Below are 23,963 nucleotides of genomic sequence, written 5' to 3'. Positions count from 1 at the left end.
CACTCCTTAACCACTCGCCGCCGTGCTCAAACCCGACGCCGCCGTTCGGACGCGCGCGCCGGCGTCCGCGCGCGTCAGCCCTTGAGGTCCGGCAGGACCTCCTCGCCGAACAACCGGATGGTGTCCAGCACCTCCTGGTGCGGCAGGCCGCCGATGTCGACCATCACCAGCTGGGCGTCCAGCCCGAGCAGCTCGGCCAGCGCGTTGAGCCGGTCGCTCACCTCGGTCGGGTCGCCGCACACCGCCGCGCCGTCCATCACCGCGTCCACGTCGACCGCCCCGTTCCCGCGCCACGGGTCGGCGAAGTGGGCGTAGGACGCCAGGTGCGGTCGCCACCGCTCGCGCGCCCGTGCCGCCGACGGCGCGACGAACACGTGGCTGGGCAGCGCGACCCGGCCCCGGCCGCCCATGGCGGCGCGGTAGCGCTCGACGACCGGGCGGTGCGTGCTCGGGTCGCGCAGGGTGCTCGGCAGCATCAGCGGCAGCCCCAGCTCCACCGCGAGGTCCGCGGACACCGCCGAACCGCTGCCGATCCACACCAGCGGGCGCGGCTGCTGCACGGGGCGCGGCGTCGTGGTGACGTCGACCAGCGGGCTGCGGTAGCGGCCCTGCCACGTCACGTGCGGTTCCTCCAGCAGCCGCAGCAGCAGCCTCAGGTTCTCGTCGAACCGCGCCCGCAGGTCGTCCTGGACGCCGAACGCCACGTCGGTGCGCTGCGACACCCCGCGTGCCACGATCAGCTCGGCGCGGCCCCGGGACAGCACGTCCAGCGTGGCCAGCTCCTCGGCGACGCGCACCGGGTCGTGGTGGGCGAGCAGCGTGACGCCGGTGGACAGCCGCAGCGTGGACGTGCGCGCCGCGATGGTGGCCAGCAGCAGCTCCGGCGCGGAGACGATGTAGCGGGTGAAGTGGTGCTCGCCGATCGCGACGCCGGTGAACCCGGCCTCCTCGGCCACCACGGCCTGCTCGACGATCGCGCGCAGCCGGTCGGCCTCGGTGACGACCCGCCCCGTGGCGGGGTCGGGCAGGTGGTCGCCCAGGATCAGCAGGTAGACGTCCATCCGGCAATCTTGCCCCGCCGGACCGCCGCGGGACCCGACCGCCCTCGACCGGTCCCCGGGCCGACCGAGGTTACCGGTAAGTAGTATCCGGGGATGGAGTGGACCGAGCCCGGCGCGTTCGAGGTCGCGCCCGGCGTGCACCGCATTCCCCTGCCCCTGCCGAACGACGGCCTGCGCACGGTCAACGTGTACGCGATCGACGACGGCGACGGCCTGGTCCTGATCGACTCCGGCTGGTCGCTCGACGAGGGCGAGCGCGCGCTCGTCGCGGCCCTGGACGGCCTCGGGCGCGGGCTGGAGGACGTGCGCCGGTTCCTCGTCACCCACCTGCACCGCGACCACTACACGATGGCGGTGAGCCTGCGCCGCCGCTTCGGCACCCGCGTCGCGCTCGGCGCGGGGGAGCAGCCGTCGATAGAGCGCATCCTGGCCCGCGCCCGCGACGGCCAGGTGGCGAGCCTGCGCGAGTGGGGCGCGCCGCACCTGGCCGAGGCGTGGCGCGCCGTGCTGGCCGCGACCGGCGAGGACGCGCTGCGCGACTACGAGGAGCCCGACGAGTGGCTGGGCGAGACCGAGGTGGGGCTGGCCAAGCGCGTGCTGCGGGTCGTGCCGACGCCCGGTCACACGCGCGGGCACGTGGTGTTCGTGGACGCGGCGTCGTCGCTGCTGTTCGCGGGCGACCACGTGCTGCCGCACATCACCCCGTCGATCGGGTTCGAACCGGCCAGGCCCGCCCTGCCGCTGGGGGACTACCTGGACTCGTTGCGCCTGATCCGCACCTACCCGGACCTGCGGCTGCTGCCCGCGCACGGTCCCGTGACGGAGTCGGCGCACGCCCGCGTGGACGAGTTGGTCGCGCACCACGAGGAGCGCCTGGAGGCCACCCTGGCCGCCGTGGGCACCGGCACCGGCACGGCCCACGAGACGGCGGCCAGGCTGGGCTGGACCCGACGTGCCCGCCGCTTCGCCGACCTGGACCTGTTCAACCAGGTCCTCGCCACCGGCGAGACCGCCGCCCACCTCGACGTCCTGGTCCGCCGCAACCTCCTGACCGCCACCCCTACCCCAGACGGCCCCACCACCTACACCCTCCCTTAACCGCGAGAGTCCAACGCCCAGGCCCCGAGAGTCCAACGCCCAGGTCGGGTGAGTCGTACGTTCGGGACCCTTGAGTTCTTTACTCGCGAGTAAAGAACTCAAGGGTCCTGAGCGTTGGACTCTCGGGGCCTGGAGGTTGGACTCTCGCGGTTAGGCAGGGTGCGGCGGGTGGCGTTCGGCAGGCGGGCGGCGACGCCGTCGGCCCAGGCGCGCAGGCGGGCGTCGCTGCTCGCGCTGTCCAGCACCAGCACCGGCACGTCGACCGCGCCCAGGTCCGGCGCGGTGCCGGTGGTCGTCAGGTCGTAGGCCGTGGTGTGCGCGACGGACTCCAGCACCGGCCACCCGGGTGAGCGCCGCGCGCCGGCCACCACCGCCTCCGGCACGCCGACGACGGTGTCCGCGTCTTCCTGGCCGCCTACGGGCCCCGGAACGCGGAGCGCCGAGGGCCGGCCGGGGACTAGCGGGGCAGCTTGACCACGGTGACGAAGAAGTCGTCGATCTGGCGGACGACCTCGATGAACCGGTCGAAGTCCACCGGCTTGGTGACGTAGGCGTTGGCGTGCAGGTTGTAGCTGCGCAGGATGTCCTCCTCCGCCTCCGACGTGGTCAGCACGACCACCGGGATCGTCCGCAGCGACTGGTCGGCCTTGATCTCGCCGAGCACCTCGCGGCCGTCCATCTTCGGCAGGTTCAGGTCGAGCAGGATCAGCCCCGGCCGCGGCGCGTCCTCGTACTGGCCCTCGCGGCGCAGGAACTCCAGCGCCTCCACGCCGTCGCGTACCACGTGCAGCTGGTTGCGGATCTTGTGGTGCTCGAACGCCTCCTGCGTCATCAGGGCGTCACCCGGGTCGTCCTCGACCAGCAGTACGTCGATCACGTTCAGCGGGCTGCTCATTGCTCGTCGTCCTCTACTGCCGGGAGGGTGAACTTGAAGGTCGTGCCGGACTCCTGCGCGGTGTCCAACCAGATCGTGCCACCGTGGTACTCGATGATCTTCCGGCACATCGCCAAGCCGATCCCGGTGCCCGGGTAGTCGTCCTTGTGGTGCAGGCGCTGGAAGATGACGAAGATCCGCTCAGCGTACTCGGCGTCGATCCCGATCCCGTGGTCGCTGACGGTGAACGTCCAGAACTCACCCGTCCGCTCCACGTCCACCCGCACCTGCGGCGGTTCCTCGCCGTGGAACTTCAGCGCGTTGCTGATCAGGTTGCCGAACACGCCGCCGAGCAGCGACGCCTCGCCGCGCACCGTCGGCAGCTCGCCCACCTCGATCGTGGCGTGCGTGCGCTCGATGACCTCGGAGTAGTTGTCCAGCACCTGCGCGACCAGCTCGTCGCAGTCGACCAGCACCTGCTCGCGGCTGATCCGCCCCACCCGGGAGAACGCCAGCAGGTCGTTGATCAGCACCTGCATCCGCTTCGCGCCGTCCACGGCGAACCGCAGGTACTGCTCGCCGCGGTCGTCGAGCTGCCCGGAGTAGCGTCGCTCCAGCAGCTGGCAGAACGACGCCACCTTGCGCAGCGGTTCCTGAAGGTCGTGCGAGGCGACGTAGGCGAACTGCTCCAGCTCGCCGTTCGACCGCTTCAGCTCGGCGAGGTCGTTCAGGATGCGCGACCGCATCGCCTCGACGTCCTGGCCGAGCATCACCGTCTCGCGCGGTCCGCCCACCTCGACGGTGTGCGTGTAGTCGCCGGACGACACCTGCCGCACGTCGCTCGCCAGGTCCCGCAGCGGCGCGATCAGGATGCGGTACAGCATCACCGCGACCCCGGTGATGATCAGCACCAGCAGCACGCCCAGCCCGACGACCAGGTACAGCACGTCGTCGGCGACGTCGTCGAGCTCGCCGCGGGCCTCGTCGGAGGCGGCGTTGAGCCTGTCGACCAGCTGGTCGACGGCGGTCCGGACCCGGTCGAACAGCTCCTTGCCGCGCTCCGGGTCGGCGAGCGCGGTCTGCGGGTTGCCGGACACGTAGACGAGGTTGACCAGCGGCTCGGCGTAGCTCTGCCGCCAGTCGGCCGCGAGCTGGTCGAGCTCGTCCAGCTCGCGCACCAGGTCCGGGCGCACCGGCCCCAGCAACCGGCGGGCGGTCGCGATGGCCTCGCCCTCGGCCCGCTGCCCGTCGGTGTAGGGGGTGAGGAAGTCGCGGTTGGCGGTGAGGACGTACCCGCGCACCCCGGTCTCCTGGTTGACCAGCGCGTTGTCCACCTGGAGCACCATGCGCCGGGAGGGGCCGATCTGGTCGAGCAGCAGCACGCGGGCGTCCGACAGGCCGGCCAGCGCGACCGCCAGACCGCCGATCGCGCCGGCGCAGACGATGATGAGGATCGACACGGCCGCCACGAGGAGACGGGCGGCGGGCCAGCGGGTGCGGTAGTCCACTTCAGTCCCGGTCCGAGATGAGCAGTACGGCCATGTCGTCGTCCAGTTCCCCGCCGTTGAGCTCCTTAACCCTCGCGATCAGGTCGTCCAGCATGGCCGACGGCTCCCGCGCCCAGTCCGGCCGCCCGCCGGTGATGTCGCCGATCAGCTCGATCAAGCGCTCGGAGCCCAACCGCTCCGGGTCGCCCAGCACCCGGCCCTCGACCAGGCCGTCGGTGTAGAGCAGCATCGTCCAGCCGGGCGGCAGCGGTACGTCCAGGCCGCTCCACGTGCTGTCCGGCAGCACGCCCAGCGGCAGGCCCGCCCGGTCCCGGGGCAGCTCGACCACGCGGTCGCCGACGAGCAGCATCGGTTCGGGGTGCCCGGCGAGGTACACGCGGGCCCAGCGGCGGTCGGGGGAGATCGTCACCATGCACGCCGTGGTGAACAGGCCCGGCTGGTGCCGCTCGTGCTCCAGGATCTCGTGCAGCGTGCGCAGCACCCGCGACGGCTCCTGGCCGGCCAGCACCAGCGCCCGCCACGCGATGCGCAGGAACACGCCCAGCGCCGCCTCGTCCGGTCCGTGGCCGCACACGTCGCCGATGAGGACCTGCAACGTGCCGTCGGGGGTGCGCACCGCGTCGAAGAAGTCGCCGCCGAGCAGCATCCGGCTGCCGCCGGGCCGGTAGCGGAACTTCACCTCCAGGTCCTCGCCGTGCAGGATCGGGGACGGCAGCAGGCCGCGTTCCAGGCGGGTCTTCTCCGCCGCCAGCAGCTGCTCGTCGCGCAGCTGCCGCTGCGTCTCCTCGGCCCGCTTGCGGCCGACCGCGTAGCGGATGCTGCGCGCCAGGCCCACGCCGTCGACCTGGCCCTTGACCAGGTAGTCCTCCGCGCCCGCGGCGACCGCCCTGGTGCCCTGGTGCTCGTCGTTCAGGCCGGTGAGGACGATGATGGCCACCGGCGCCGGGTGGCCGAGCAGGCGGGTCAGGCCGTCCAGGCCCGTCGTGTCGGGCAGGCCCAGGTCGAGCAGCACGCAGTCGGCGCTGCCCAGCAGCCTCTCGGCCTCGCGCAGGGTGCGCGCGCGGTGCAGCGAGACGTCCGCCTCGACCTCGTCCAGCAGCGCTTCGACCAGCACGGCGTCGCCCTCGTCGTCCTCGACGAGCAGCACGTTGATGCGGTCCACCGCGGTGCGCGGTGCGGGGAGCCCTGCCACGGGGGAGGAGATTAGTCGAACTCGATCAGCGCCGGGCGACGGCGGTGCACGGGGGTGCGGTGACCGGCGTCGGGGGCATGACCGAGGATCGCGCTGTGACGTTCTCCCGGATGGTGGCGCTGACCCCCCGCCTGCCGCGCCGAGGCAGGGGTTTCTGGTACTCCGTGGCCATCGACCTGCTGTGGCCGCTGGTGGTGCTGTTCGTCCGCATGGGCATGGCCGGCCGGGCGAACGTCCCCCGGCGGGGTGCCGTGCTGCTCGCGTCGAACCACCTGTCGAACGCGGACCCGGTGACGCTCACGGCGTTCGCGCTCGCCGCCGGCCGCGTGCCCCGCTACCTGGCGAAGGCGAGCCTGTGGAAGGTGCCCGTCCTCGGGTGGGTGATGTCGTCCGGGCGGCACATCCCGGTCGACCGCGGGTCGGCGCGCGCCGGGCGGGCCGTGGACGGCGCCCGCGCGTCCCTGGAGGCGGGGGAGTGCGTCATCGTCTACCCGGAGGGCACGTTCACCAGCGACCCGGACGGCTGGCCGATGCGCGGCAAGAACGGCGTGGCGCGGCTCGCGCTGGCCACCCGGACCCCGGTGCTGCCGGTGGCGCAGTGGGGCGTCCGCGAGCTGCTGCCGCCCGGGTCGTTCGTGCCCCGGCCGTGGCGGCGGGTGACGGTGGCCGCGGGGACCGAGGTGGACCTGTCGGACCTGTACGGGCTGGAGCCGACCAAGGCCGTGCTGGACGAGGCCACGGCGCGGATCATGGACGCCATCACGACCCTGCTCGTCGGCGTGCGGGACCTCCCACATCCTGGGAGGCGGTGACGGGGTGCGGTGGTGTCGCTAGCGTCCTGGCTCACTTCCCCTCCCACATCGTGGAGCGTGAGCGATGTCCGACCACCGCGTGAACGAGGACTGGCTGGCCGTGGGCGTGGGCCTGGCGCTGTTCGCCCTGGCCCTGCTCGGCGTCATCACCCCGGGGCTGGTGCCGTGATGGCCGCCGACGGGCGCGCGGCGCGGGAGAGCGCCGCCGGGACGAACGCCGCGGAGACGAACGCCGCCGGGGTGGACGCCGCCGGGACGAGTGCGGCCGAGCAGAGCGCCGCCGGGGTGGACGCCGCCGGGACGGACTCGGCCGGGGTGAACGCCGCCGGGGAGGGTGCCGGCAGGTCGCCGCTGCTGTTCGCGGCACTGGGCGTGCTGGTCGTGCTCGCCCTGTCGTGGGTGGCCCGGTGGCTGTCCACCGGCGTGCCGGAGTGGACCGAGGGCACCGGTGCCGAGGGGCTGGGCGCGGCGGTCGAGTTCCCGGTCTACGCGATCCTGCTGGGCCTGCTCGGCAACGCCGCGCTCGGCGCGCTCGGGTGGCGCGACCGGCTGGCCGGCGGGTTCCGCACCGAGTTCTTCATCAAGACGGGCCTGGTGCTGCTGGGCGCGTCGATCAACCTGGCCGTCATCGCGGGCGCGGCCGGGCCGGCGATCGTCCAGTCGGTGGTCCTGATCAGCGTCGTGTTCGGCTTCTCCTGGTGGCTGGGCGGGCGGCTCGGCCTGGAGGACAAGCTGCGGGCCCTGCTGTCCGCGGCGGTGGCGATCTGCGGCGTCAGCGCGGCCATCGCCGCGGCGGGCGCGGTGCAGGCCAAGCGCGAGCAGCTCGCCTACAGCGCGAGCCTGGTGATCGCGTTCGCGCTGCCGTCGATCTTCCTGCTGCCGCCGGCCGCGACCGCGCTCGGCCTGGACCCGCGCTCCACCGGGGCGTGGATCGGCGGCAACATCGACACCACCGCCGCCGTGACCGCGGCCGGCACCCTGGCGGGCGAGGAGTCGCTCCAGATCGCGACGATCGTCAAGGTGACCCAGAACGCGCTGCTCGGCGTGGTCGCGGTGGCGCTGACGGCCTACTTCGCGCTGAAGGTCGAGCGGTCCGCCGCGCCCTCGGGGTCGCGGGCGCGGCAGCTGTGGGACCGGTTCCCCAAGTTCGTCCTGGGGTTCCTGGCCACGTCGGTCATCGCCACGGCGTACCTGTCGGCGAACCCGGCGGGCAAGGCGCAGGTCGCCGTGGTGAACGACCTGCGCACGTGGTTCCTGATCCTCGCGTTCGTGTCCATCGGCCTGGAGTTCCGGGCGGGCGCGCTCAAGCAGGCCGGCTGGCGGCCGGTCGGCGTGTTCGCCGCCTCGACCGCGGTCAACGTGGTGGTGGCGCTAGGGCTCGCGGTGACCCTCTTCTGACGGCTCCGGCGGCGGGGTGCTCCGCCCGGAGCGCTCCCAGTTCAGGAACTGCCCGGCCGCGGTCGACAGGCTGGTGAGCAGCCACACGGCCACGCCCGCGTCGTCGGTCACGCCGATCAGCGGCAGCAGCTCGGGCAGCACGTCGATCGGCGACACCAGGTAGACGGCGGCGAACGCCCAGGTGGCGAGGGTGGTCGTCGGCAGCCCGTACGCCTTGCGCTCCCGCAGCAGCCGCGGGAGCGCCTTGGCGCGCTGCACCACGTTGCCGACGGGCCGCCGCTCGCCGTCGTGCTCCCACCGGCGCCGCCTGCGCAGCGCCCACGCCACGCCGGCCGCGACGCCGAGCACCAGCGCGACGGCGCCGACCGCGCCCGGCGGCAGGCCGAGCACGTCGGCGTCGCGCCACAGCAGCGTGCCGAGGCCGATCAGGGTCAGCACCACGGCGAGGGCGATCATGTCCCCATGCTAGTGGCGGTACGCCGCCCGTGCGGTCCGGGAAAACCCCTGAACGGACCATTGGGCCGTTCGGTCGCGACCGGGTTGCTCCGTCCTGTGTGGACGAACGACGGGACCCCGCGGCGCGTGGGGCGTCGCGGGGTCCCGGGTGTGGTGCGGGCGGGTCAGATGCCGCAGGACGGCGCGGACCAGAAGCGGCTGCTCCGGTGGTCCACGTGGGTGTGGTCGTTGTGGTCCGGGTAGCCCGGGCCCAGGATGCCGTTGAAGCCGTGGTTGCGGGCCTGCTGGGCCAGGCGGCACAGCGAGTGCGGACCCGAGCCCAGGTCCACGGCGTCACCGTAGAGGTGGCGGGAGTTCGACGCCCCGCCCGCCGCGTTGTTGCACGCCACGCTGCGGAAACCGCTGGTCACGCGGATCGCCTGGTCCCCCAGGGCGTGCCGCAGGGCCTGGAGCTTCCACATCGAGACGAGTGCGTTGGCCTTCGCCGTCGCGGCCGAGACGTTGCCCCCGGCCCAGGTGGAGTTGCAGTTGTTGAGCTCGGCGTACGAGAAGTTCACCGGCGTGCAGTCGTCGTCCTGCAGGGCGTAGATGCGCGAGTACGTCGCGCTGCCCGCCACGCCGTCCGCGCCCAGCCCGTAAGCCTGCTGGAAGCGGATGAGGGCGGACCGGGTGGCGGGGCCGAACTGGCCGTCCAGCCCGAGGACCGCGCCGGTGCCGGGGTAGCCCGACAGGCGGATCTGCAACTGGCGCACGTCCTCGCCGGACGCACCCTGGGACAGGGTCCGGTTCCACGTGTAGCAGCCGTCGGCTTGCGCCGAACCGCCACCACCGACCAGGAGCACGACGGCGACCAACGACAGCGACGCCAGGAAGGACAGGACACGTCGGAGCACAGGGACCTCCAGACCTCTCGACAATCAAGCGGAGGTCCGGAAGCCTGCCGGTAGTTGAAAACTTACGTCAATCTGTCTCCGATGTCTGAAAAATTCACACAAGAGGAATAGCTTGTGAACGCCGGGTGCCGACGCCCCCCCCGGCGGTCACCGCCTGCGCTCGCCGACCGCCGCCCACAGCAGGCCGGCGGAGGCCACGACGCACATGCCCGCCGCGGCGCTCCGCCACGCCGTCTGGTCCTCCACGGCCAGCACGCCGTTCCACAGCGCCACCGCCAGGAAGACCGTGGCCAGCCCGACCAGCACCCGCGCGCCCCGCGTCCTCATACCTGAACAGCGTTCACGCGAGGTCCGGCGTTACGCGACCACGTGGGTGCGCGGTCAGGCGGGCACGCTCCAGGCGGGCGACACCTCGTTGAACCCCGCCCAGTGCCGCACATCGAACCCGTCCGGCCCGGTCCGCCCGCCCAGCGCGATGCGCTTGTCGCGCACCGCCTCGACGGTCCGCGCCGCCTGCCGGTCGAGCAGGTCGTCGATCGCGTCGTCGTCCAGGCCCTCGATCTCGTCCCAGAACGTCATCACCCGGTTGACGTAGAGCGCCACCAGGTGGTCGCGCGCCTGCTCGAACCGCCCGGCCGACACCGCGGCCAGCGCGTCGGCCAGGACGTGCGGCCACTCCTCGGTGGTCACCCGCAGGCCCCACGGCGCGGCCGGCACCGAGCCCGCCGACGGGAACAGCGACCGCACGTCGCCCCGGTGCACGTCCAGGTAGCGGGCGACCGACTCGGACACCCGCGACACCACCGCCGGGTCCTGGGGCACCGCCGCGCCGTCCACCGCGGCCCGCGCCGACGCCTTCGCGACCACCTGCTCCCGCACCCCGTCGGTGCGCAGCACGACGTGGAACAGCGAGTCCAGCACCTGCTGCGGCAGCCGCAGGATCTTCGGGAACGGCGAGTTGTGCAGCTTGCGCCCCAGCGGCACCTCCACCACCCGCATCCGCTCGCGCAGCGCGTTGGCGGTCAGCCAGACGTCGATGCCGTACAGGTAGGCGCTGTCGGGGCGCGGCCACGTGCGGGCCCGTTCCAGGAACGCCCGGTTGAACGCGAACTCGCCCCCGATGGGCTGCTGCACGTGCACGCCGAACACGGCCGCCAGCAGCGGGCTGGCCAGGTGGTTGGTGGTGTTCGCCTCGAAGCGGTTGCGCCGGTACGCGGGCACGGCCAGCACCGGGTCGTCGCCCTCGACCGCGTCGGCCAGCGACGGGATCCACCGGGGTTCGGTGGACCGCACGTCCGCGTCGAGCAGCAGCAACCGGTCGGCGTCCAGCTCCAGCGCCCGGTCCATGATCGCGAACACGTTGGTGCCCTTGCCCGTGCCCTCGCCGCTGGAGCTGGCGACGACCTTGCGCGCTCTGAGGGGCGTCTCCGCGAAGCGCTGCACGGTGCCGTCGGTGCTGCCGTTCTCGGCGAGCACCACGACGTTGGTCCCCTCCGGGAACGCCGCGTGCAGGCCCGCGTCGGCGGCCTGCGCCACCGCGCCGACGGTGCGCGCCTCGTCGCGGGCCGGGAGCCCGACGACGGTGACTTGACTCCGGTTCGCCATGAGACCGAATGCTTGGTGGCCCGGGTTACGGGAACACGGCGACGGCGTAACAGATCGCAGGGTGTTTGCCGTGGACTCGGCGTCGGGAGGCCCCCGGCGGGGCGGTGACGTGCCCGTGGCGGACGGTGACGTGCTCGTGGTGGGGCCGGGGCGCGCGCGGAGGAGACGCGCGCCCCGGCCGGGGGTCCACCGGCCCGGGTGACACCCGGTGGTGGTGGGTCAACGCGGCCGGGCCCGCCGTCCGGTGCGGACGAGCGGGCGGACGTTGGACCTGGTGCGCACGACGGGCGCGTGCGTCGGGACCGGCAGCGGCTGGGACTCCTGCTGCTGCCGGGGCAGGTCGGTCGCGTGCTCCGGGGGCGGCTCGGGCCGGTCGCCGGGCTCCGGCCGCCCGGCGGGCCGCTCGAACCGGGTGGGCTCGACGACGTCGTGCCGCGACCGCTCGTAGGACCCGCGCTCGTAGCCGGCCTCCTCGTGGGAGCGGGTGTCGTAGCCCGCGGCGCCGGCGAACCGGGTGCCCTCCACCCGGGGCACCCCGACCTGCGGCACCCCGACCTGCGGTACCCCGACCTGCGGTACCCCGACCCGGGCCCCTTCGCGGCGGGCCACCTCCAGCAGCGCGCCCTCCATCCTGGCGGCCTCCAACCGGGCCGTCTCGTAGGCGTTGGCCACGGCCTCGTAGGACGGCGGAGGGGCGCCCGTGCCCGCCGGTCCCGTGCCGACCCGGTCCGACTCGTACCGCAGCCACTCGACCCGCGCCGGGGCCGGGTGACCGACCGCCGGCGGGGGCGGCGGAGCGGGAAGAGGCGGGGCGGGGAGCGGCGGCGGGGCGGGGAGCGGCGGGGGAGCAGGGGCCGGCGCGGGTTCCTCGAACCGCGCCGGCCTCTCCTCGTACCGACCGGGCAACGGCTCCCGCACCGGCTCGGCCAGTCGCTCGGGTGGCGCGAGGTGCTGCGGCGGCCGGCGCTGCGGACCCGCCGCCGCGACCCGGTTCTGCCGCCACAGCTCCGTCGACAGCTTGATCATCGCCGTGGGCGCGTCCAGCCCGACCATGCCGACCAGGCGCCCGTCGTCGACGAACCCGGTGATGGTCCGGTGGTCCTTCTGCGACCCGGCCAGCGTCGTGGTGTCCTTGCCCATCGCGGGCAGCCCGGACCCCTGGATGCGCATCCCGTACTGCTCGGTCCAGAAGCGGGGGACGGGGGTGAACGGCCGCGAGTTCTGCCTGCCCGCCAACAGGTTCTCCGCGGCCGCCCGCCCCATCTCCACCGCGTTGAGCCAGTGCTCGACCCGACGCGGTTGGCCTCCGAACCGGAGGTTGGGCCACCGCGCGACGTCACCCGCGGCCACGACGTCGGCCGCGCCGACCACGTGGCACGTGGGGTCGCACAGCACCCCGTCCTCCAGCACCAGACCCGACCCGCGCAGCCAGTGGATCGACGGGGACGCCCCCACCGCGATCACCACGACCGCGGCGAAGAACACCTGCCCGTCGGAGAGGTGGATCGCCACCCCGCCCGCCTGGCGCACCCAGTGCCGGATCTTCACGCCCATCGCCATCCGCACGCCCCGGACGCGGTGCGCCTCGGTGACGGTGTCGGCGATGTTCTTCCCGACCGCGCTGCCCAGCAGCGTGGACGACCTGCTGACGATGGCCACGTCGCGGCCCATCATCTTCACCGAGGCGGCCATCTCGCAGCCGATCAGGCCGCCGCCGATGACCACGACCAGCCCCTGCGTGGAGTTGATCGCCTGCTTGATCGCGATCGCGTCGTCCACCGTGCGCAGCACGTGGATGCGCGCGTCCTGGCGCGGCGCGCCCGCGAGGTGGCGCGGCTCGACACCGGTCGCGATGACCAGCCCGTCGTACTTCAGCTCCTCGCCGCCGGGCAGCCCCACGACGTGCCGGTCCGGCTCCAGGTGGGTGGCGGCCGTGCCCAGCCGCCACACCGCGTTCAGCTCGCGGCTGATCGTCAACCGCAGGTCGGAGGCCGTCAGCTCGCCGTTGATGGCCTCCTTGGACAGCGCCGGCCGGTGGTAGGGCAGGTGCCGCTCGGCGCTCACGATGACGATCTCGCCGCGGAAACCCAGCTCCCGCAGGCGTTCGCCCGCGCGCAGGCCGGCCAGGCCGCCGCCCGCGATGACCACGCGTTCCTCGTTCTTCACCGCACACGCTCCCGCAGTTCGATCGCGCGCATGGGGCAGGCGCGCGCGGCGGCTCGCGCCTTGGCGAACAGCTCCGGTGGGGGCCTGCGCTCGTAGCGCAGGCGCTCGTCGTCGAGGAGCTGGAACAGGCCGGGCGCCTCGGCCTGGCAGATCCCGTAGCGGTGGCAGCGCTCGTTGTCGACGCTGATGTCGAGCGCGCTGCCGCCCGCGCCGTCCGGTTCGGGTTCGAAGCCCGGCTCCGGCTCCAGCATGCCCAGCTTCACCAGCAGGTCCGGCGGCAGGAAGCGGGCGACGGCGATGGTGACCGTGGGGATGAGGATCGTGAGGCCGGCCAGCCACAGCACGGCGAGGTTGCCGTTGGCGACGGCGCCGAACCAGGAGTGGACCACGGTGAGCGTGACGGCCGCGTAGGCGACCTGGTGCAGCCGCAACCACTTGCGGTAGTAGACCTTCTTGCGCAGGCCCGCGGTGAACGCGATGGCCAGCATCAGCTCCAGGCCGACGACGCCCAGGGCGTGCCGCAGCAGGCCGCCGTCGACGAACGGCAGCACGAGCTTGACGTAGGAGAACGCGCCCAGCTTGAGCAGCGTGAACGCGAACGCGTGCAGGGAACCGAACGCCAGGGCCAGCGTCGCCAGCACCATGTGGCTGTTGCGCAGCCCCTGTCTGCCGGTGATCTTGTTGGCCCAGCCGGTCGCGATCAGGACGCCCCAGCACAGGGTGGCGCACATGAACGCGTAGGCCAGGCGCGCCGAGATCTGCGCGACGTGGCGCACCCCGGCGTCGTGGTCGCCGCCGGTCGCCTGGGCGATCAGCAGCGGAACCTGGGAGAACACGGGACGTTACCTCCGAGATGGCGGGAGAGAACTCGCAGGTGGTGGGAGGTCGGGCCGACCCGCCCGGACGGTCGCGCAGGAGTGGTCACGTCCGCCGGGCGGGTTCGGGTGTGGCAGCTCCCCGTGGGGGGAGTTCGCGCTGGTGCGGTCGCCGGGTCCGGCCACCACCTCCTCTCACTTGACGTTGCCGCGGGGCCTGAGCAGGCGCAGGAGCCCGATCGTCACCGCCACACCCACCAGGCAGATCAACAGGACGGTCAGGGGGGTCGGCCCGGTCCGCGCGGTCACCTGGGCGGCGCGCACCGGGTCGGCGTCCACCGGCTGCCCGGCGGCGTTGCGCGCGCCGGCGGCCACCGGTTTGGACAGTCCCTCCTCGGTGACCATGTTGGTGCTCTCCAACAGGGTCATGTGCTTGAGCACGATCTGGTTGCAGACCTGCGCGAACTGCCGGATGGCCTCGTTGCGGGTGTTCGCGCGCACCGTGCTGACGACCGGGAAGATCGCGCCGTGCGCGGCCCGCAGCCGGTTGGCGAACGAGTCGTCGAACGCCGCGCCGGTGCGCGAGCGCATCTCGGCCATCCAGGACTGCTGGTCGGCGTTGGCCTCGTCCGGCAGCTCGACGCCCATCTGCGACGCCAGGCGCACCACCCGTTCGTCGAGGAACCCGTGGTCGCTCATGAGCTGCGCGCCGACCTCCTTGACCCGGGTGCTGGCGGCGCGTTCCTGAGCCTCCTCGCCCATGGGCATCTCCCACAGGCCGGCGAGCCGCACCTTCACCAGCAGTTCCTTGTCCAGCGCGGTGATCGGGCCGAGCGGGGTCTGCTCCACCGGGCCCGCGTCGACCGGGTCGTCGGCGAGCGACACACCGGTGAACGCGGGCAGGAGCAGCAGGTGCAGGGCCAGCAGGACCGCCGCGATTCGCTTGGCTGACATCGGTTTCTCGTCCTGGGTTCGCCGTGGGGGAGTGGTCGCCGTCGGGGGGTTCCGGTCGCAACGGGGGCTAGTAGCCGTCGCCGGTGCCCGGCTGCGCGGGGGCGGCGCCGTCGTCGGCCTGCGCCTTCCGGCCCTCCGGCGTCACCGCGAACCACGTGCCACCCTTGCCCTGCCCGGTCAGGTCGCCGGCCTCCTTGTCACCCGCGTACCGGTACAGGGGCCACCCCGCGAGCGTCACCTGCTTCTTCCCGTCCGCGCGGGCCACCGAACCCACCAGCGTCGGGTCCACACCGGAGGTCATGGTGTGGTCGCTCACCAGCACCGGGGGCCACGTCTCCAGGCACGCGGCGTCGCAGTTGGACTTCGGCGGTTTCGCGGTGTCCCGGTCGAAGCGGTACAGGGCGAAACCGGCCGCGTCCGAGACGAACCAGCCCACCTGCCGCGACTCGGTCGCCGACAGCATCTGGTGCGGTTCCTTGCCGAAATCCGGGGTTTGCCGGAGAGTCGTCGTGCCGGAGTCGGCGCCCGCCGCGCCGCCCTGGCCGCCACCGGCGCTGACACCGGTCGCGCCACAGGCGCTGACCAGCATCAACGCCGCGGCTGCCGGAACCAGCAGCAACGCCTTTCGGGTACGTCGACCGCGCATCGTTGGTCCTTTCTCCTGCTGGCGGTTCCGCCGGGAGGACCAGGACCGGGGGTGTCGAGGTCCTCGTCATCGGAGCGGATACCGAGAAGTACGGACACGATGCGGACACGGTTCACGAACAAACCGACCACTTTTTTTGCCGCCAAACCCTCGACGCGGCCCGGGTCGGCGCGCTTGGATGCACGGCGTGGCGCGGCACAGACGCAGCACTTCCCCCCAAAGAGATCAGCCCTGGCCGGAACTGAGCCTGGAAGACGAGCTGATCCGCAGGCTCTACCAGGAGTTCGGCAGTGCGCTGCTCGGACACGCCATGAGGCTGACCGGCAGCGACCGGCAGTGGGCAGAGGACATCGTCCAGGAGACGCTCGTGCGGGCGTGGCGCAACGCCGAGAAGCTGGAGCGGGACCCGGTCCTGCTGCGCTCCTGGCTGTTCACCGTCGCCCGGCGACTGGTCATCGACGACCGTCGAAAGCGGAGCGTCCGACCGCAGGAGTCGGAGTTGACGCCGTCCGATGAGGCCCCGGTGCGGGACGAGGCGGACCGCACCCTGGCGGCGATAGTCGTGGCCGAAGCGATGAACGGACTGACGGAGGAGCACCGGGAGGCTATTCTCGAAACGTACTTGAGGGATCGCACTGTCGGGGAAGCCGCAGCGGTGCTCGGGGTACCGCCCGGCACGGTGAAGTCCAGGGTGTACTACGCGCTCCGCGCCCTGCGGCGTGCTTTGCAGGATCGGGGCTGACGCAGGTGAATTCGCCTACGGACCACATCGACGTGGCGGCTTACGTCCTCGGCATCCTCGACGAGGACGAGGTCGACGCCTTCGAGAACCACCTCGCCCAGTGCCGTCGATGTGCGCTCGACCTGCGCGATTTCGCCGAACTGCCCGACCTGATCGACGAGGCCGACGCCAACGGCATGCTGCGCGCCAACACGGGGGAGCGACCCGACGGCCGCTCGGTGCGCGCGATGATCGACGAGGTCTCGGAACAACGGGCGCGCAAGCGCCGCAACGCGGTGCTGCTGGCCGCCGCCGCCGCCGTGCTGCTCGTCGTGCTGACCGCGGTCGTCTCGGTGAGCGTCACCGCGCCGTCCGACTCGGTCGCCACCCCCACCGACTCGTCCCGGGTGCCCTCACCGTCCAACGCGGCGAAGGACGCCCCCGCACCCGACCCGGCGGGCACCCTCACCCGCACCGACCAGGCCACCGGGGTCTCCGCGAAGATCACCGCGCTCCCCGAGCAGTGGGGCACCTCCCTGGAGCTGGAGGTCAAGGGGGCCAAGGGCCCCACCCGCTGCGAGCTGGTCGCCAAGTCGCGGACCGGCGAGAGCATGGTCCTCGGCTCGTGGCTCGTCGGCTCGGCGAACGCCGACGCCCAGCCCGTGCGGCTCCAGGCCGCCGTTGGCCTGCGGTGGCACGACATCACCGAGTTCTCGGTGCGCGACACCGCGGGGGGCGCGACCCTGGTCCGCCTCCCCGTCTCCTGACCCACCCCTGCCACCCGAATTCCCCTGCTGTTCGAACCCCTGCTACCCGGACCCGCACGACCCGGACCCCGCACGACCCGGTCCCACGACCGGCCCCGCGGCGCGGCGGGTCCGCACCACCGTTCTAGACCCGGCGCACCGGCACGGCGTTGACTCCCGCACGGGAGGCGGCGCCGTGCCGTCGCGTGCACGAGGAGGTCGTGGTGCAGGTCGGATTCATCGGGCTGGGGATCATGGGGCAGCCGATGGCCCTCAACCTCGCCCGCGCCGGGACGCCGCTGGTGGTGTGGAACCGGTCGCCGCACCGGTGCGGGCCGCTGCGGGACGCCGGCGCGGACGTCGCGGGCTCGGTGGCCGAGGTGTTCGAGCGGGCCGGGGTGGTGATCCTCATGCTCGCCGGCGAGGCGGCCATCGACGACGCGCTGGGCCGGGGCGGTCCCGGGTTCGCGCGGCTCGTCGCCGGGCGCACCGTCGTGCACATGGGCACCACGTCACCGGGGTTCTCGCACGCCCTGGAGACCGACGTGCGCGCCGCGGGCGGCCACTACGTGGAGGCCCCGGTGTCCGGGTCGCGCGGCCCCGCCGAGGCCGGTGAGCTGATCGCCATGCTCGCGGGCGAGCCGGGGGCCGTCGCGCGGGTGCGGGAGGTCGTCGCGCCGATGTGCGCGCGGGTCGTCGAGTGCGGCGAGGCGCCGAAGGCGCTGGTGATGAAGCTGGCCGTCAACCTCTTCCTGATCACCATGACGACGGGGCTGGCCGAGGCGTTCCACTTCGCCGAGCGGCAGGGCCTGGACCTCGACGTGTTCACCGGCGTGCTGGACGAGGGCCCGATGGCGAGCCGGGTGTCGCGGGCCAAGACCGCGAAGCTCCTCGCCGGCGACCTCGACGCGCAGGCCGCGGCGCGGGACGTGCTGACGAACAACGAGCTGATCGCCGCCGCCGCCAGGTCGGCCCGGATCGCCTCGCCGCTGCTGGACGTGTGCCTGGAGCTGTTCACCCGCACCGTGGAGCAGGGGCGCGGCGCGGACGACATGGCCGCCGTCGTGCACGCGATCCGCGAGCGCTCAGATGCGGCGCAGGCCGGCCAGGACGCGTTCCATCAGGTCCAGTGACGGCCTGCCCTTCTCGTCGACCGCCTCCTCGGCGTGCACGTTGATCAGGCTCATGCCCGACATGTCCGCCAGCAGCACGCGGACCACGCCGAGCGGCAGCCGCAGCGTCGCCGCCACCTCCGCCACCGAGTGCGGCAGGCGGCACAGGTCGCTGATGATCCGGTGCTCCGCGGTCGACGTGAGGGCGTCGCGGCCGGCGCGCTCGTTGGTCGTCACGATCGCCTCGATGGCCAACGCCGTCGCGGCGTGCGTACGGCCGCCGGTCCTGGTGTAGGGGCGCACCCGGAGGGTCGACACACCAGCTCCTCAACGGTCGGTCGTTGATCACGGTCGCACGCGGTCAGGGTCGCTGACGACGGTAGACCCTAGGCGGCGATCAACGCTCCTGTCTCGGCTTTCCCGTCATGTGGGAGGAATACCGGGCCGTTTTGACGGTGCGTGCCGGGTTGTGCGCCGGGCGTTTCTGAACCCTTCCGCACGCGTCGGATGATCGGCCCGGTGGGCTGCTCCCGCATGCCGTTCCCGCCGGCTCGCCTGGGACGGTCGTCCCAGGCGTCCGTCGGGGGTTACCCGATGGGTGTCGGATTCGCGATCACGTTGACCTCGCAGAACACGTGGGGGATGTGTCCTGGTGATGAGCCCACCACCGAGCGGCTTGTGGCCGAACGCGACGCTAGTGACGGGTGGAGCGCTCCCACAACGGTTGTTGACCAAGGTTTGAGGTTGGCCGGGCGACGGTCACGCACCCCGTTCCAGCACGCCCTCCGCCTCCCGCACCGGACCGGCACCCGGCACCGGACCGGCACCCCGCACCGGACCGGCACCCCGCACCGCGTCCGCCCCCGGCGCCAAGGCCTCCTCCGCCGCTTGGGCCTCGCCCAGCTTCAGGGCCTCCTCCAGCAGCGCCTCGACGATCCCGGCCTCGGGCACCGTGCGCACCACCTCGCCGCGCACGAAGATCTGCCCCTTGCCGTTGCCCGACGACACGCCCAGGTCGGCCTCCCTGGCCTCGCCGGGACCGTTGACCACGCACCCCATCACCGCGACCCGCAGGGGCAGCGGGAAGCCCTCGAACGCGGCGGTGACCTCCTCGGCGAGCCGGTAGACGTCCACCTGGGCCCGGCCGCACGACGGGCACGACACGATCTCCAGCTTGCGCGGGCGCAGCCCCAGCGACGCCAGGATCTGCCCGCCGACCTTCACCTCCTCCACCGGCGGCGCGGACAGCGACACCCGGATCGTGTCCCCGATGCCCTCCGACAGCAGCACGCCGAACGCCACCGCCGACTTCACCGTGCCCTGCACCAGCGGCCCCGCCTCGGTCACGCCCAGGTGCAGCGGGTAGTCGCACGCCCGCGCCAGCTGCCGGTAGGCGTTCACCACGGTCATCGGGTCGTGGTGCTTGACCGAGATCTTGATGTCGGTGAACCCGTGCTCCTCGAACAGCGAGCACTCCCACAGCGCCGACTCGACCAGCGCCTCCGGCGTGGCGCCGCCGTGCTTCTCGTACAGCCGCGGGTCCAGCGAGCCCGCGTTCACCCCGATCCGGATCGGCACGCCCGCCGCGCCCGCCGCCCGCGCGATCTCGCCGACCCGGTCGTCGAACCGGCGGATGTTGCCCGGGTTGACCCGCACCGCCGCGCACCCGGCGTCGATGGCGGCGAACACGTACCTCGGCTGGAAGTGGATGTCGGCGACGACCGGGATCGGCGACTTGCGCGCGATGGCGGGCAGCGCGTCGGCGTCGTCCTGCGACGGCACGGCGACCCGCACGATCTCGCAGCCCGCCGCGGTCAGCTCGGCGATCTGCCGCAGCGTCGCCTCCACGTCGGCGGTCGGCGTCGTCGTCATCGACTGCACGCTCACCGGCGCGCCACCGCCCACCGCCACGCCGCCCACGTCGAGCCGGCGGGACAGCCGGCGCCTGCGGACGGGCGGTTCCAGGCGGAGGGTGGTCAACTGTGCTCCTTCAGTCGTTTCAGGACGGACGTGGCGATGCCCGCCGCGTCCAGGCCGTGCGCGCGCAGGATCTCCTCGCGCGAGCCGTGCGGGAGGAAGTTCGCGGGCAGCGCGAACGTGCCGACGCGGGTGGGCGCGCCGAGCACGGCCACCGCCTGCGCCAGCCGGCCGCCCAGCGCGCCGGTGGTCGTGGTGTCCTCCACGGCCAGCACCAGCCGGTGCGCGGCGGCGAGCTTGACCAGCTCCGGGTCCAGCGGCGCGATCCAGCGCGGGTCGACCACGGTCACCGGCACGCCGTGCCCGGCCAGCTCCTCGGCCGCCGCCAGGCACGGGCCCGCCATCGCGCCGACCGCGACCAGCAGGCCGACCGCGTCGGGTTCCTCGCGCAGCACGTCGCAGCGGCCCGTGCGGCGCAGCGCGGGGACGTCGCCAGCCGCCTTCGCCTTCGGGTAGCGGACCGCGGTCGGGCCGTCGTGCACGTCCACCGCCTCCCGCAGCGCCTCGCGCAGCCGCGCCGGGTCGCGGGGCGCCGCCAGCCGCAGGCCCGGCACGACCGGCAGCACGGAGGCGTCCCACATGCCGTGGTGGCTCGGCCCGTCCGGCCCGGTCACCCCGGCGCGGTCGAGCACGAACGTCACCGGCAGCCGGTGCAGCGCCACGTCCAGCAGCACCTGGTCGAACGCGCGGGACAGGAACGTCGAGTACACCGCGACCACCGGGTGCATCCCGCCCAGCGCCAGCCCCGCCGCCGAGGTCACCGCGTGCTGCTCGGCGATGCCCACGTCGAACACCCGCTCCGGGAAGCGGCCCGCGAACCCGTCCAGGCCCGTCGGGCCGCGCATGGCGGCGGTCACGCACACCACGTCCGCGCGGTCCTCGCCGATGCGGGTGATCTCGTCGGCGAACACGTCCGTCCACGTCGCGGCCGGTGCGGACCCGGCGGGCGACCCGGCGGGCGACACGGCGTGGAAGTGGTCGGCCAGGTCCTGCTCGGCGGGCCGGTGCCCCTCGCCCTTGCGGGTCAGGCAGTGCACCACGACCGGGCGGTCCAGCCGGGCACCCTGGCGCAGCGCGCGTTCCACGGCGGCCACGTCGTGCCCGTCGACCGGGCCGACGTAGGCCAGGCCCAGCTCCTCGAACAGCGACGGCCGCCGACCCCGGCGCAGGTCCGCCAGGTGCGCGGCCAGGCCCCCGGTCGTCGGCGCGTAGGAGCGGCCGTTGTCGTTGAGCAGCACCACGACCGGGTGCCGCGCGTCCGCGAGGTTGTTGAGCGCCTCCCACGCCATGCCGCCGGTCAGCGCGCCGTCGCCGACGAGCGCCACCACCCGGCGCGCGGAACCCCTGAGCCGCATCGCCTTCGCCAGCCCGTCCGCGTAGGACAGCGCGGTGGAGGCGTGCGAGTTCTCGATGACGTCGTGCGGCGACTCGGCCGCCGACGGGTAGCCCGACAGGCCGCCCGCGCGGCGCAGCGCCACGAACTCGGCGGCCCGCCCGGTGAGCACCTTGTGCACGTACGACTGGTGGCCGGTGTCGAACAGCAGCACGTCGTGCGGCGAGTCGAACACCCGGTGCAGGGCGATCGTCAGCTCCACCACGCCCAGGTTCGGGCCCAGGTGCCCGCCCGCGCGCGTCACGTGCTCGACCAGGTGGTCGCGGATCTCCTCCGCCAGGGCCGGCAGCGCCTCGGCGGGCAGCGCCCGCACGTCGGCCGGGCCCGTGATGCCGCCCAGGAGCGTCATCGCCGCCTCACCGCCGCCGGCAGCGTGAACTGGATGGTCTCCGAGGTGGTCTCGCGCACCCGCACGTCCCGCGCGCCCAGCGCCTCGACCACCTCGTCCACCAGGCGCGGCGGCGCGGAGGCGCCCGCGCTCAGGCCCACCACCCGCACGCCCTCCAGCCACGCCGGGTCGATGTCGGACACGTCGTCGATCAGGTGCGCGGGGGTGCCCGAGCGGCGGGCCAGCTCCACCAGCCGCACCGAGTTCGACGAGTTCGCCGAGCCCACCACGAGCACCAGGTCCGCGTCCCGCGCCACCTCGCGCACCGCCTCCTGCCGGTTCGTCGTGGCGTAGCAGATGTCGGCCGACGCCGGTCCCCGCAACGCCGGGAACCTGGCCCGCAGCGCGTCGAGCACCTCGGTCGTCTCGTCCACGGCGAGCGTGGTCTGCGTCAGGTACGACACCCGCGTCGGGTCCGGCACCTCCAGCGCCGCCACGTCCTCGACGGTCTCCACCAGCACCGTCCGGTCGGGCGCCTCGCCGAGCGTGCCCTCGACCTCCTCGTGCCCGGCGTGCCCGATGAGCACCACCGTGTCGCCGCGCGCGGCGTACCGCTTCGCCTCGGCGTGCACCTTCGTGACCAGCGGGCACGTCGCGTCGACCACGTCCAGGTTGCGGCGCGCGGCCTCCTCCCGCACCGCGGGCGACACCCCGTGCGCGGAGAACACCACCGTGGCGCCGTCCGGCACGGCGTCCAGCTCGTCGACGAACACCGCGCCGCGCGCCTCCAGCTCGGCCACCACGTGCGTGTTGTGCACGATCTGCTTGCGCACGTGCACCGGCCCGCCGCGCTGGTCGAGGAGTCGGTCGACGATGTCGACGGCCCGTTCGACCCCGGCGCAGAACGACCGCGGTGAGGCGAGCAGCACAACGGGAAGGGCCATGCGGACGCTCCTCGGGTAGACGCGACTGCGAACGCACGACCCGGGGGTCGCGAACGCATGACTCGCGGGTCGCGAACGCATGACTCGCGGGCGTCCCGCGAGTCCTGCGCTCATGACCGGTGTGTCATGCGCTCATGACCGGTGTGTCCTGCGCTCGGGCTCGGTGAGTCCTGCGTTGGGGGTGGGTGAGTCCCGCGTTCGGGGGGATGGTCAGTGGGTGCGCTGGGTGGCCAGGCGGGCCACTGCGTCCAGCTCGCGCGCCGCCCGGTCGGACGGCTGCGCGGCGCGCAGGTGCACGCGGGCCTGGGCGAGCAGGTCGTCGGCGCGCCCCTGGCTCCACGCCCGCGCGCCGCACACCTCCACCAGGTGGGCGGCACGGCCCAGGTCGGCGACGGTCAGCTGCCGGTTCGCGCGGTACAGCTCGTCCAGCTCGCGCGCGGCCGGGGTGCCGGAGGTGAGGGCGGCCACGACGGGCAGCGACTTCTTGCGGTTCTGGAGGTCCGAGTAGACCGGCTTGCCGGTCACCGCCGGGTCGCCCCAGATGCCCAGCAGGTCGTCGACGAACTGGAACGCCAGCCCCAGCTTCTCGCCGAACGACCGCAGGTGCCCCACCTGCTCGGCCGTGCCGCCGCCGTACAGCGCGCCCACCGCGCACGACGCGCCCAGCAGCGCCCCGGTCTTGCCCTCGGCCATCCGCACGCACTCCGCGAGCAGCACGTCACCGCGCTCCTCGAACGCCAGGTCGGCGCACTGCCCCTCCAGCAGCGCCTGCACCGCCGCGGACAGCACGCGGATCGCCTGCGGCGCCGCCGGGTGCCCGCTGCCCGCCAGCACGTCCAGCGCCGCGGTGAGCAGCGCGTCGCCGGCGAGGATCGCCGGGTTGATCCCGAACACGCTCCACGCGGTGGGCCGGTGCCGCCGCGTCACGTCGCCGTCCATCACGTCGTCGTGCAGCAGCGAGAAGTTGTGCACCAGCTCCGCCGCCACCGCGGCGGGCATCGCGTCGTCCGCCGAGCCGCCCACGGCCTGCGCGCCCAGCAGCGCCAGCGCGGGCCGGATCGCCTTGCCCGGGTCGGCGTCGGCGGACCTGCCGCGCTCGTCCCACCAGCCGAAGTGGTAGCCCGCGATCAGCCGCATCGACTCCGGCAGCCGCTCCACGGCGGCCCTCAGCGCCGGGTCCACCTCGGCACGGCTCCAGCTCAGCACCTCGCGCGCGGACCGCGCGGGGCTCACGTCCAGGTCGGTCATGGCCACAACTCCTGTT

General features: G+C 73.5%; 24 protein-coding genes. 6 read left to right on the top strand and 18 right to left on the bottom strand.

Annotation, left to right across the window (positions count from 1 at the left end):
• Positions 1-74 precede the first annotated feature (74 nt).
• Positions 75-1,061, bottom strand: coding sequence for an LLM class flavin-dependent oxidoreductase (locus ACR807_RS13165; protein WP_438921555.1), 987 nt, complete (start codon positions 1,059-1,061; stop codon positions 75-77).
• 93 nt (positions 1,062-1,154) lie between these two features.
• Here ACR807_RS13165 and ACR807_RS13160 point away from each other — a divergent pair, with 93 nt between their 5' ends.
• A complete protein-coding gene (locus ACR807_RS13160) occupies positions 1,155-2,159 on the top strand; it encodes an MBL fold metallo-hydrolase (RefSeq protein ID WP_438921554.1) in 1,005 nt (334 codons plus the stop codon).
• A 98-nt stretch (positions 2,160-2,257) separates the two neighbouring features.
• Here the strand turns inward: ACR807_RS13160 and ACR807_RS13155 are convergent, their stop codons facing one another.
• The 4 genes from ACR807_RS13155 to ACR807_RS13140 all read right to left on the bottom strand — a co-directional run bounded on the left by ACR807_RS13155 (position 2,258) and on the right by ACR807_RS13140 (position 5,733).
• Complete coding sequence (locus ACR807_RS13155; RefSeq protein WP_438921553.1) at positions 2,258-2,542, bottom strand: hypothetical protein; 285 nt, start codon at positions 2,540-2,542, stop codon at positions 2,258-2,260.
• A 74-nt stretch (positions 2,543-2,616) separates the two neighbouring features.
• Positions 2,617-3,054, bottom strand: coding sequence for a response regulator (locus ACR807_RS13150; RefSeq protein ID WP_438921552.1), 438 nt, complete (start codon positions 3,052-3,054; stop codon positions 2,617-2,619).
• The gene (locus tag ACR807_RS13145) at positions 3,051-4,541 is read right to left on the bottom strand and encodes a sensor histidine kinase (protein WP_438921551.1); all 1,491 of its coding nucleotides are present in this window, start codon (positions 4,539-4,541) and stop codon (positions 3,051-3,053) included. Before ACR807_RS13145 ends, ACR807_RS13150 begins: the two co-directional genes overlap by 4 nt.
• Position 4,542: 1 nt before the next feature.
• Positions 4,543-5,733, bottom strand: a complete 1,191-nt coding sequence (locus ACR807_RS13140; protein ID WP_438921550.1) for a PP2C family protein-serine/threonine phosphatase — start codon at positions 5,731-5,733, stop codon at positions 4,543-4,545.
• Positions 5,734-5,843: 110 nt separating this feature from the next.
• Here ACR807_RS13140 and ACR807_RS13135 point away from each other — a divergent pair, with 110 nt between their 5' ends.
• Both ACR807_RS13135 and ACR807_RS13130 read left to right on the top strand, forming a co-directional pair.
• Positions 5,844-6,545, top strand: a complete 702-nt coding sequence (locus ACR807_RS13135) for a lysophospholipid acyltransferase family protein (protein ID WP_438921599.1) — start codon at positions 5,844-5,846, stop codon at positions 6,543-6,545.
• 168 nt (positions 6,546-6,713) lie between these two features.
• On the top strand, positions 6,714-7,943 hold the full coding sequence (locus ACR807_RS13130; RefSeq protein WP_438921549.1) for a YeiH family protein: 1,230 nt from the start codon (positions 6,714-6,716) through the stop codon (positions 7,941-7,943).
• Here ACR807_RS13130 and ACR807_RS13125 read toward each other — a convergent pair.
• The 8 genes from ACR807_RS13125 to ACR807_RS13090 all read right to left on the bottom strand — a co-directional run bounded on the left by ACR807_RS13125 (position 7,917) and on the right by ACR807_RS13090 (position 15,478).
• Complete coding sequence (locus tag ACR807_RS13125) at positions 7,917-8,399, bottom strand: YkvA family protein (protein ID WP_438921548.1); 483 nt, start codon at positions 8,397-8,399, stop codon at positions 7,917-7,919. The genes ACR807_RS13130 and ACR807_RS13125 overlap by 27 nt on opposite strands.
• A gap of 164 nt (positions 8,400-8,563) precedes the next feature.
• Entirely contained in the window at positions 8,564-9,292 is a 729-nt protein-coding gene (locus ACR807_RS13120; RefSeq protein ID WP_438921547.1) for a D-Ala-D-Ala carboxypeptidase family metallohydrolase, read from the bottom strand.
• A gap of 147 nt (positions 9,293-9,439) precedes the next feature.
• The gene (locus ACR807_RS13115; RefSeq protein WP_438921546.1) at positions 9,440-9,619 is read right to left on the bottom strand and encodes a hypothetical protein; all 180 of its coding nucleotides are present in this window, start codon (positions 9,617-9,619) and stop codon (positions 9,440-9,442) included.
• Positions 9,620-9,673: 54 nt separating this feature from the next.
• On the bottom strand, positions 9,674-10,897 hold the full coding sequence (locus ACR807_RS13110; RefSeq protein ID WP_438921545.1) for a family 2 glycosyl transferase: 1,224 nt from the start codon (positions 10,895-10,897) through the stop codon (positions 9,674-9,676).
• Positions 10,898-11,116: 219 nt separating this feature from the next.
• A complete protein-coding gene (locus ACR807_RS13105; RefSeq protein ID WP_438921544.1) occupies positions 11,117-13,063 on the bottom strand; it encodes an NAD(P)/FAD-dependent oxidoreductase in 1,947 nt (648 codons plus the stop codon).
• Positions 13,060-13,899 carry a ferric reductase-like transmembrane domain-containing protein gene (locus tag ACR807_RS13100; protein ID WP_438921543.1) on the bottom strand — a complete coding sequence of 280 codons (840 nt, stop codon included), beginning with the start codon at positions 13,897-13,899 and terminating at the stop codon, positions 13,060-13,062. The genes ACR807_RS13105 and ACR807_RS13100 overlap by 4 nt, the downstream gene beginning before the upstream one ends.
• Positions 13,900-14,073: 174 nt before the next feature.
• Positions 14,074-14,832, bottom strand: a complete 759-nt coding sequence (locus ACR807_RS13095) for a DUF4142 domain-containing protein (protein ID WP_438921542.1) — start codon at positions 14,830-14,832, stop codon at positions 14,074-14,076.
• A gap of 67 nt (positions 14,833-14,899) precedes the next feature.
• Complete coding sequence (locus ACR807_RS13090) at positions 14,900-15,478, bottom strand: hypothetical protein (protein ID WP_438921541.1); 579 nt, start codon at positions 15,476-15,478, stop codon at positions 14,900-14,902.
• Positions 15,479-15,656: 178 nt separating this feature from the next.
• Here ACR807_RS13090 and ACR807_RS13085 point away from each other — a divergent pair, with 178 nt between their 5' ends.
• The 3 genes from ACR807_RS13085 (at position 15,657) to ACR807_RS13075 (ending at position 18,078) form a co-directional block, all read left to right on the top strand.
• Positions 15,657-16,220, top strand: coding sequence for a sigma-70 family RNA polymerase sigma factor (locus ACR807_RS13085; RefSeq protein WP_438921540.1), 564 nt, complete (start codon positions 15,657-15,659; stop codon positions 16,218-16,220).
• A 32-nt stretch (positions 16,221-16,252) separates the two neighbouring features.
• Positions 16,253-16,966 carry a zf-HC2 domain-containing protein gene (locus ACR807_RS13080; RefSeq protein ID WP_438921539.1) on the top strand — a complete coding sequence of 238 codons (714 nt, stop codon included), beginning with the start codon at positions 16,253-16,255 and terminating at the stop codon, positions 16,964-16,966.
• Positions 16,967-17,166: 200 nt separating this feature from the next.
• Entirely contained in the window at positions 17,167-18,078 is a 912-nt protein-coding gene (locus ACR807_RS13075) for an NAD(P)-dependent oxidoreductase (protein WP_447008760.1), read from the top strand.
• Here ACR807_RS13075 and ACR807_RS13070 read toward each other — a convergent pair.
• The 5 genes from ACR807_RS13070 to ACR807_RS13050 all read right to left on the bottom strand — a co-directional run bounded on the left by ACR807_RS13070 (position 18,031) and on the right by ACR807_RS13050 (position 23,947).
• Complete coding sequence (locus ACR807_RS13070; RefSeq protein ID WP_438921537.1) at positions 18,031-18,375, bottom strand: DUF742 domain-containing protein; 345 nt, start codon at positions 18,373-18,375, stop codon at positions 18,031-18,033. The two genes, ACR807_RS13075 and ACR807_RS13070, sit on opposite strands and share 48 nt — an antisense overlap.
• 441 nt (positions 18,376-18,816) lie before the next feature.
• Entirely contained in the window at positions 18,817-20,037 is a 1,221-nt protein-coding gene (ispG, locus tag ACR807_RS13065) for a flavodoxin-dependent (E)-4-hydroxy-3-methylbut-2-enyl-diphosphate synthase (protein WP_438921536.1), read from the bottom strand.
• Complete coding sequence (locus ACR807_RS13060) at positions 20,034-21,776, bottom strand: 1-deoxy-D-xylulose-5-phosphate synthase (RefSeq protein WP_438921535.1); 1,743 nt, start codon at positions 21,774-21,776, stop codon at positions 20,034-20,036. Before ACR807_RS13060 ends, ispG begins: the two co-directional genes overlap by 4 nt.
• Positions 21,773-22,699 carry a 4-hydroxy-3-methylbut-2-enyl diphosphate reductase gene (ispH, locus tag ACR807_RS13055; protein ID WP_438921534.1) on the bottom strand — a complete coding sequence of 309 codons (927 nt, stop codon included), beginning with the start codon at positions 22,697-22,699 and terminating at the stop codon, positions 21,773-21,775. The genes ACR807_RS13060 and ispH overlap by 4 nt, the downstream gene beginning before the upstream one ends.
• Positions 22,700-22,909: 210 nt before the next feature.
• Entirely contained in the window at positions 22,910-23,947 is a 1,038-nt protein-coding gene (locus ACR807_RS13050; RefSeq protein WP_438921533.1) for a family 2 encapsulin nanocompartment cargo protein polyprenyl transferase, read from the bottom strand.
• Positions 23,948-23,963: the final 16 nt, after the last annotated feature.

Origin of the sequence: Saccharothrix sabaoui (assembly GCF_051756985.1) — a bacterium.
Classification (GTDB): Bacteria; Actinomycetota; Actinomycetes; order Mycobacteriales; family Pseudonocardiaceae; genus Actinosynnema.
Note: the sequence above shows the minus strand (reverse complement) of the source record. Positions and strands in the feature narration are given on the sequence as shown.

What these genes read in the sequence shown, in the direction of transcription:
- ACR807_RS13165 (WP_438921555.1), bottom strand. Translation starts at nt 1,061, where the DNA reads ATGGACGTCTACCTGCTGATCCTGGGCGACCACCTGCCCGACCCCGCC.
- ACR807_RS13160 (WP_438921554.1), top strand. Translation starts at nt 1,155, where the DNA reads ATGGAGTGGACCGAGCCCGGCGCGTTCGAGGTCGCGCCCGGCGTGCAC.
- ACR807_RS13150 (WP_438921552.1), bottom strand. Translation starts at nt 3,054, where the DNA reads ATGAGCAGCCCGCTGAACGTGATCGACGTACTGCTGGTCGAGGACGAC.
- ACR807_RS13135 (WP_438921599.1), top strand. Translation starts at nt 5,844, where the DNA reads ATGGTGGCGCTGACCCCCCGCCTGCCGCGCCGAGGCAGGGGTTTCTGG.
- ACR807_RS13130 (WP_438921549.1), top strand. Translation starts at nt 6,714, where the DNA reads ATGGCCGCCGACGGGCGCGCGGCGCGGGAGAGCGCCGCCGGGACGAAC.
- ACR807_RS13125 (WP_438921548.1), bottom strand. Translation starts at nt 8,399, where the DNA reads ATGATCGCCCTCGCCGTGGTGCTGACCCTGATCGGCCTCGGCACGCTG.
- ACR807_RS13115 (WP_438921546.1), bottom strand. Translation starts at nt 9,619, where the DNA reads ATGAGGACGCGGGGCGCGCGGGTGCTGGTCGGGCTGGCCACGGTCTTC.
- ACR807_RS13110 (WP_438921545.1), bottom strand. Translation starts at nt 10,897, where the DNA reads ATGGCGAACCGGAGTCAAGTCACCGTCGTCGGGCTCCCGGCCCGCGAC.
- ACR807_RS13095 (WP_438921542.1), bottom strand. Translation starts at nt 14,832, where the DNA reads ATGTCAGCCAAGCGAATCGCGGCGGTCCTGCTGGCCCTGCACCTGCTG.
- ACR807_RS13090 (WP_438921541.1), bottom strand. Translation starts at nt 15,478, where the DNA reads ATGCGCGGTCGACGTACCCGAAAGGCGTTGCTGCTGGTTCCGGCAGCC.
- ACR807_RS13085 (WP_438921540.1), top strand. Translation starts at nt 15,657, where the DNA reads ATGCACGGCGTGGCGCGGCACAGACGCAGCACTTCCCCCCAAAGAGAT.
- ACR807_RS13060 (WP_438921535.1), bottom strand. Translation starts at nt 21,776, where the DNA reads ATGACGCTCCTGGGCGGCATCACGGGCCCGGCCGACGTGCGGGCGCTG.
- ispH (WP_438921534.1), bottom strand. Translation starts at nt 22,699, where the DNA reads ATGGCCCTTCCCGTTGTGCTGCTCGCCTCACCGCGGTCGTTCTGCGCC.
- ACR807_RS13050 (WP_438921533.1), bottom strand. Translation starts at nt 23,947, where the DNA reads ATGACCGACCTGGACGTGAGCCCCGCGCGGTCCGCGCGCGAGGTGCTG.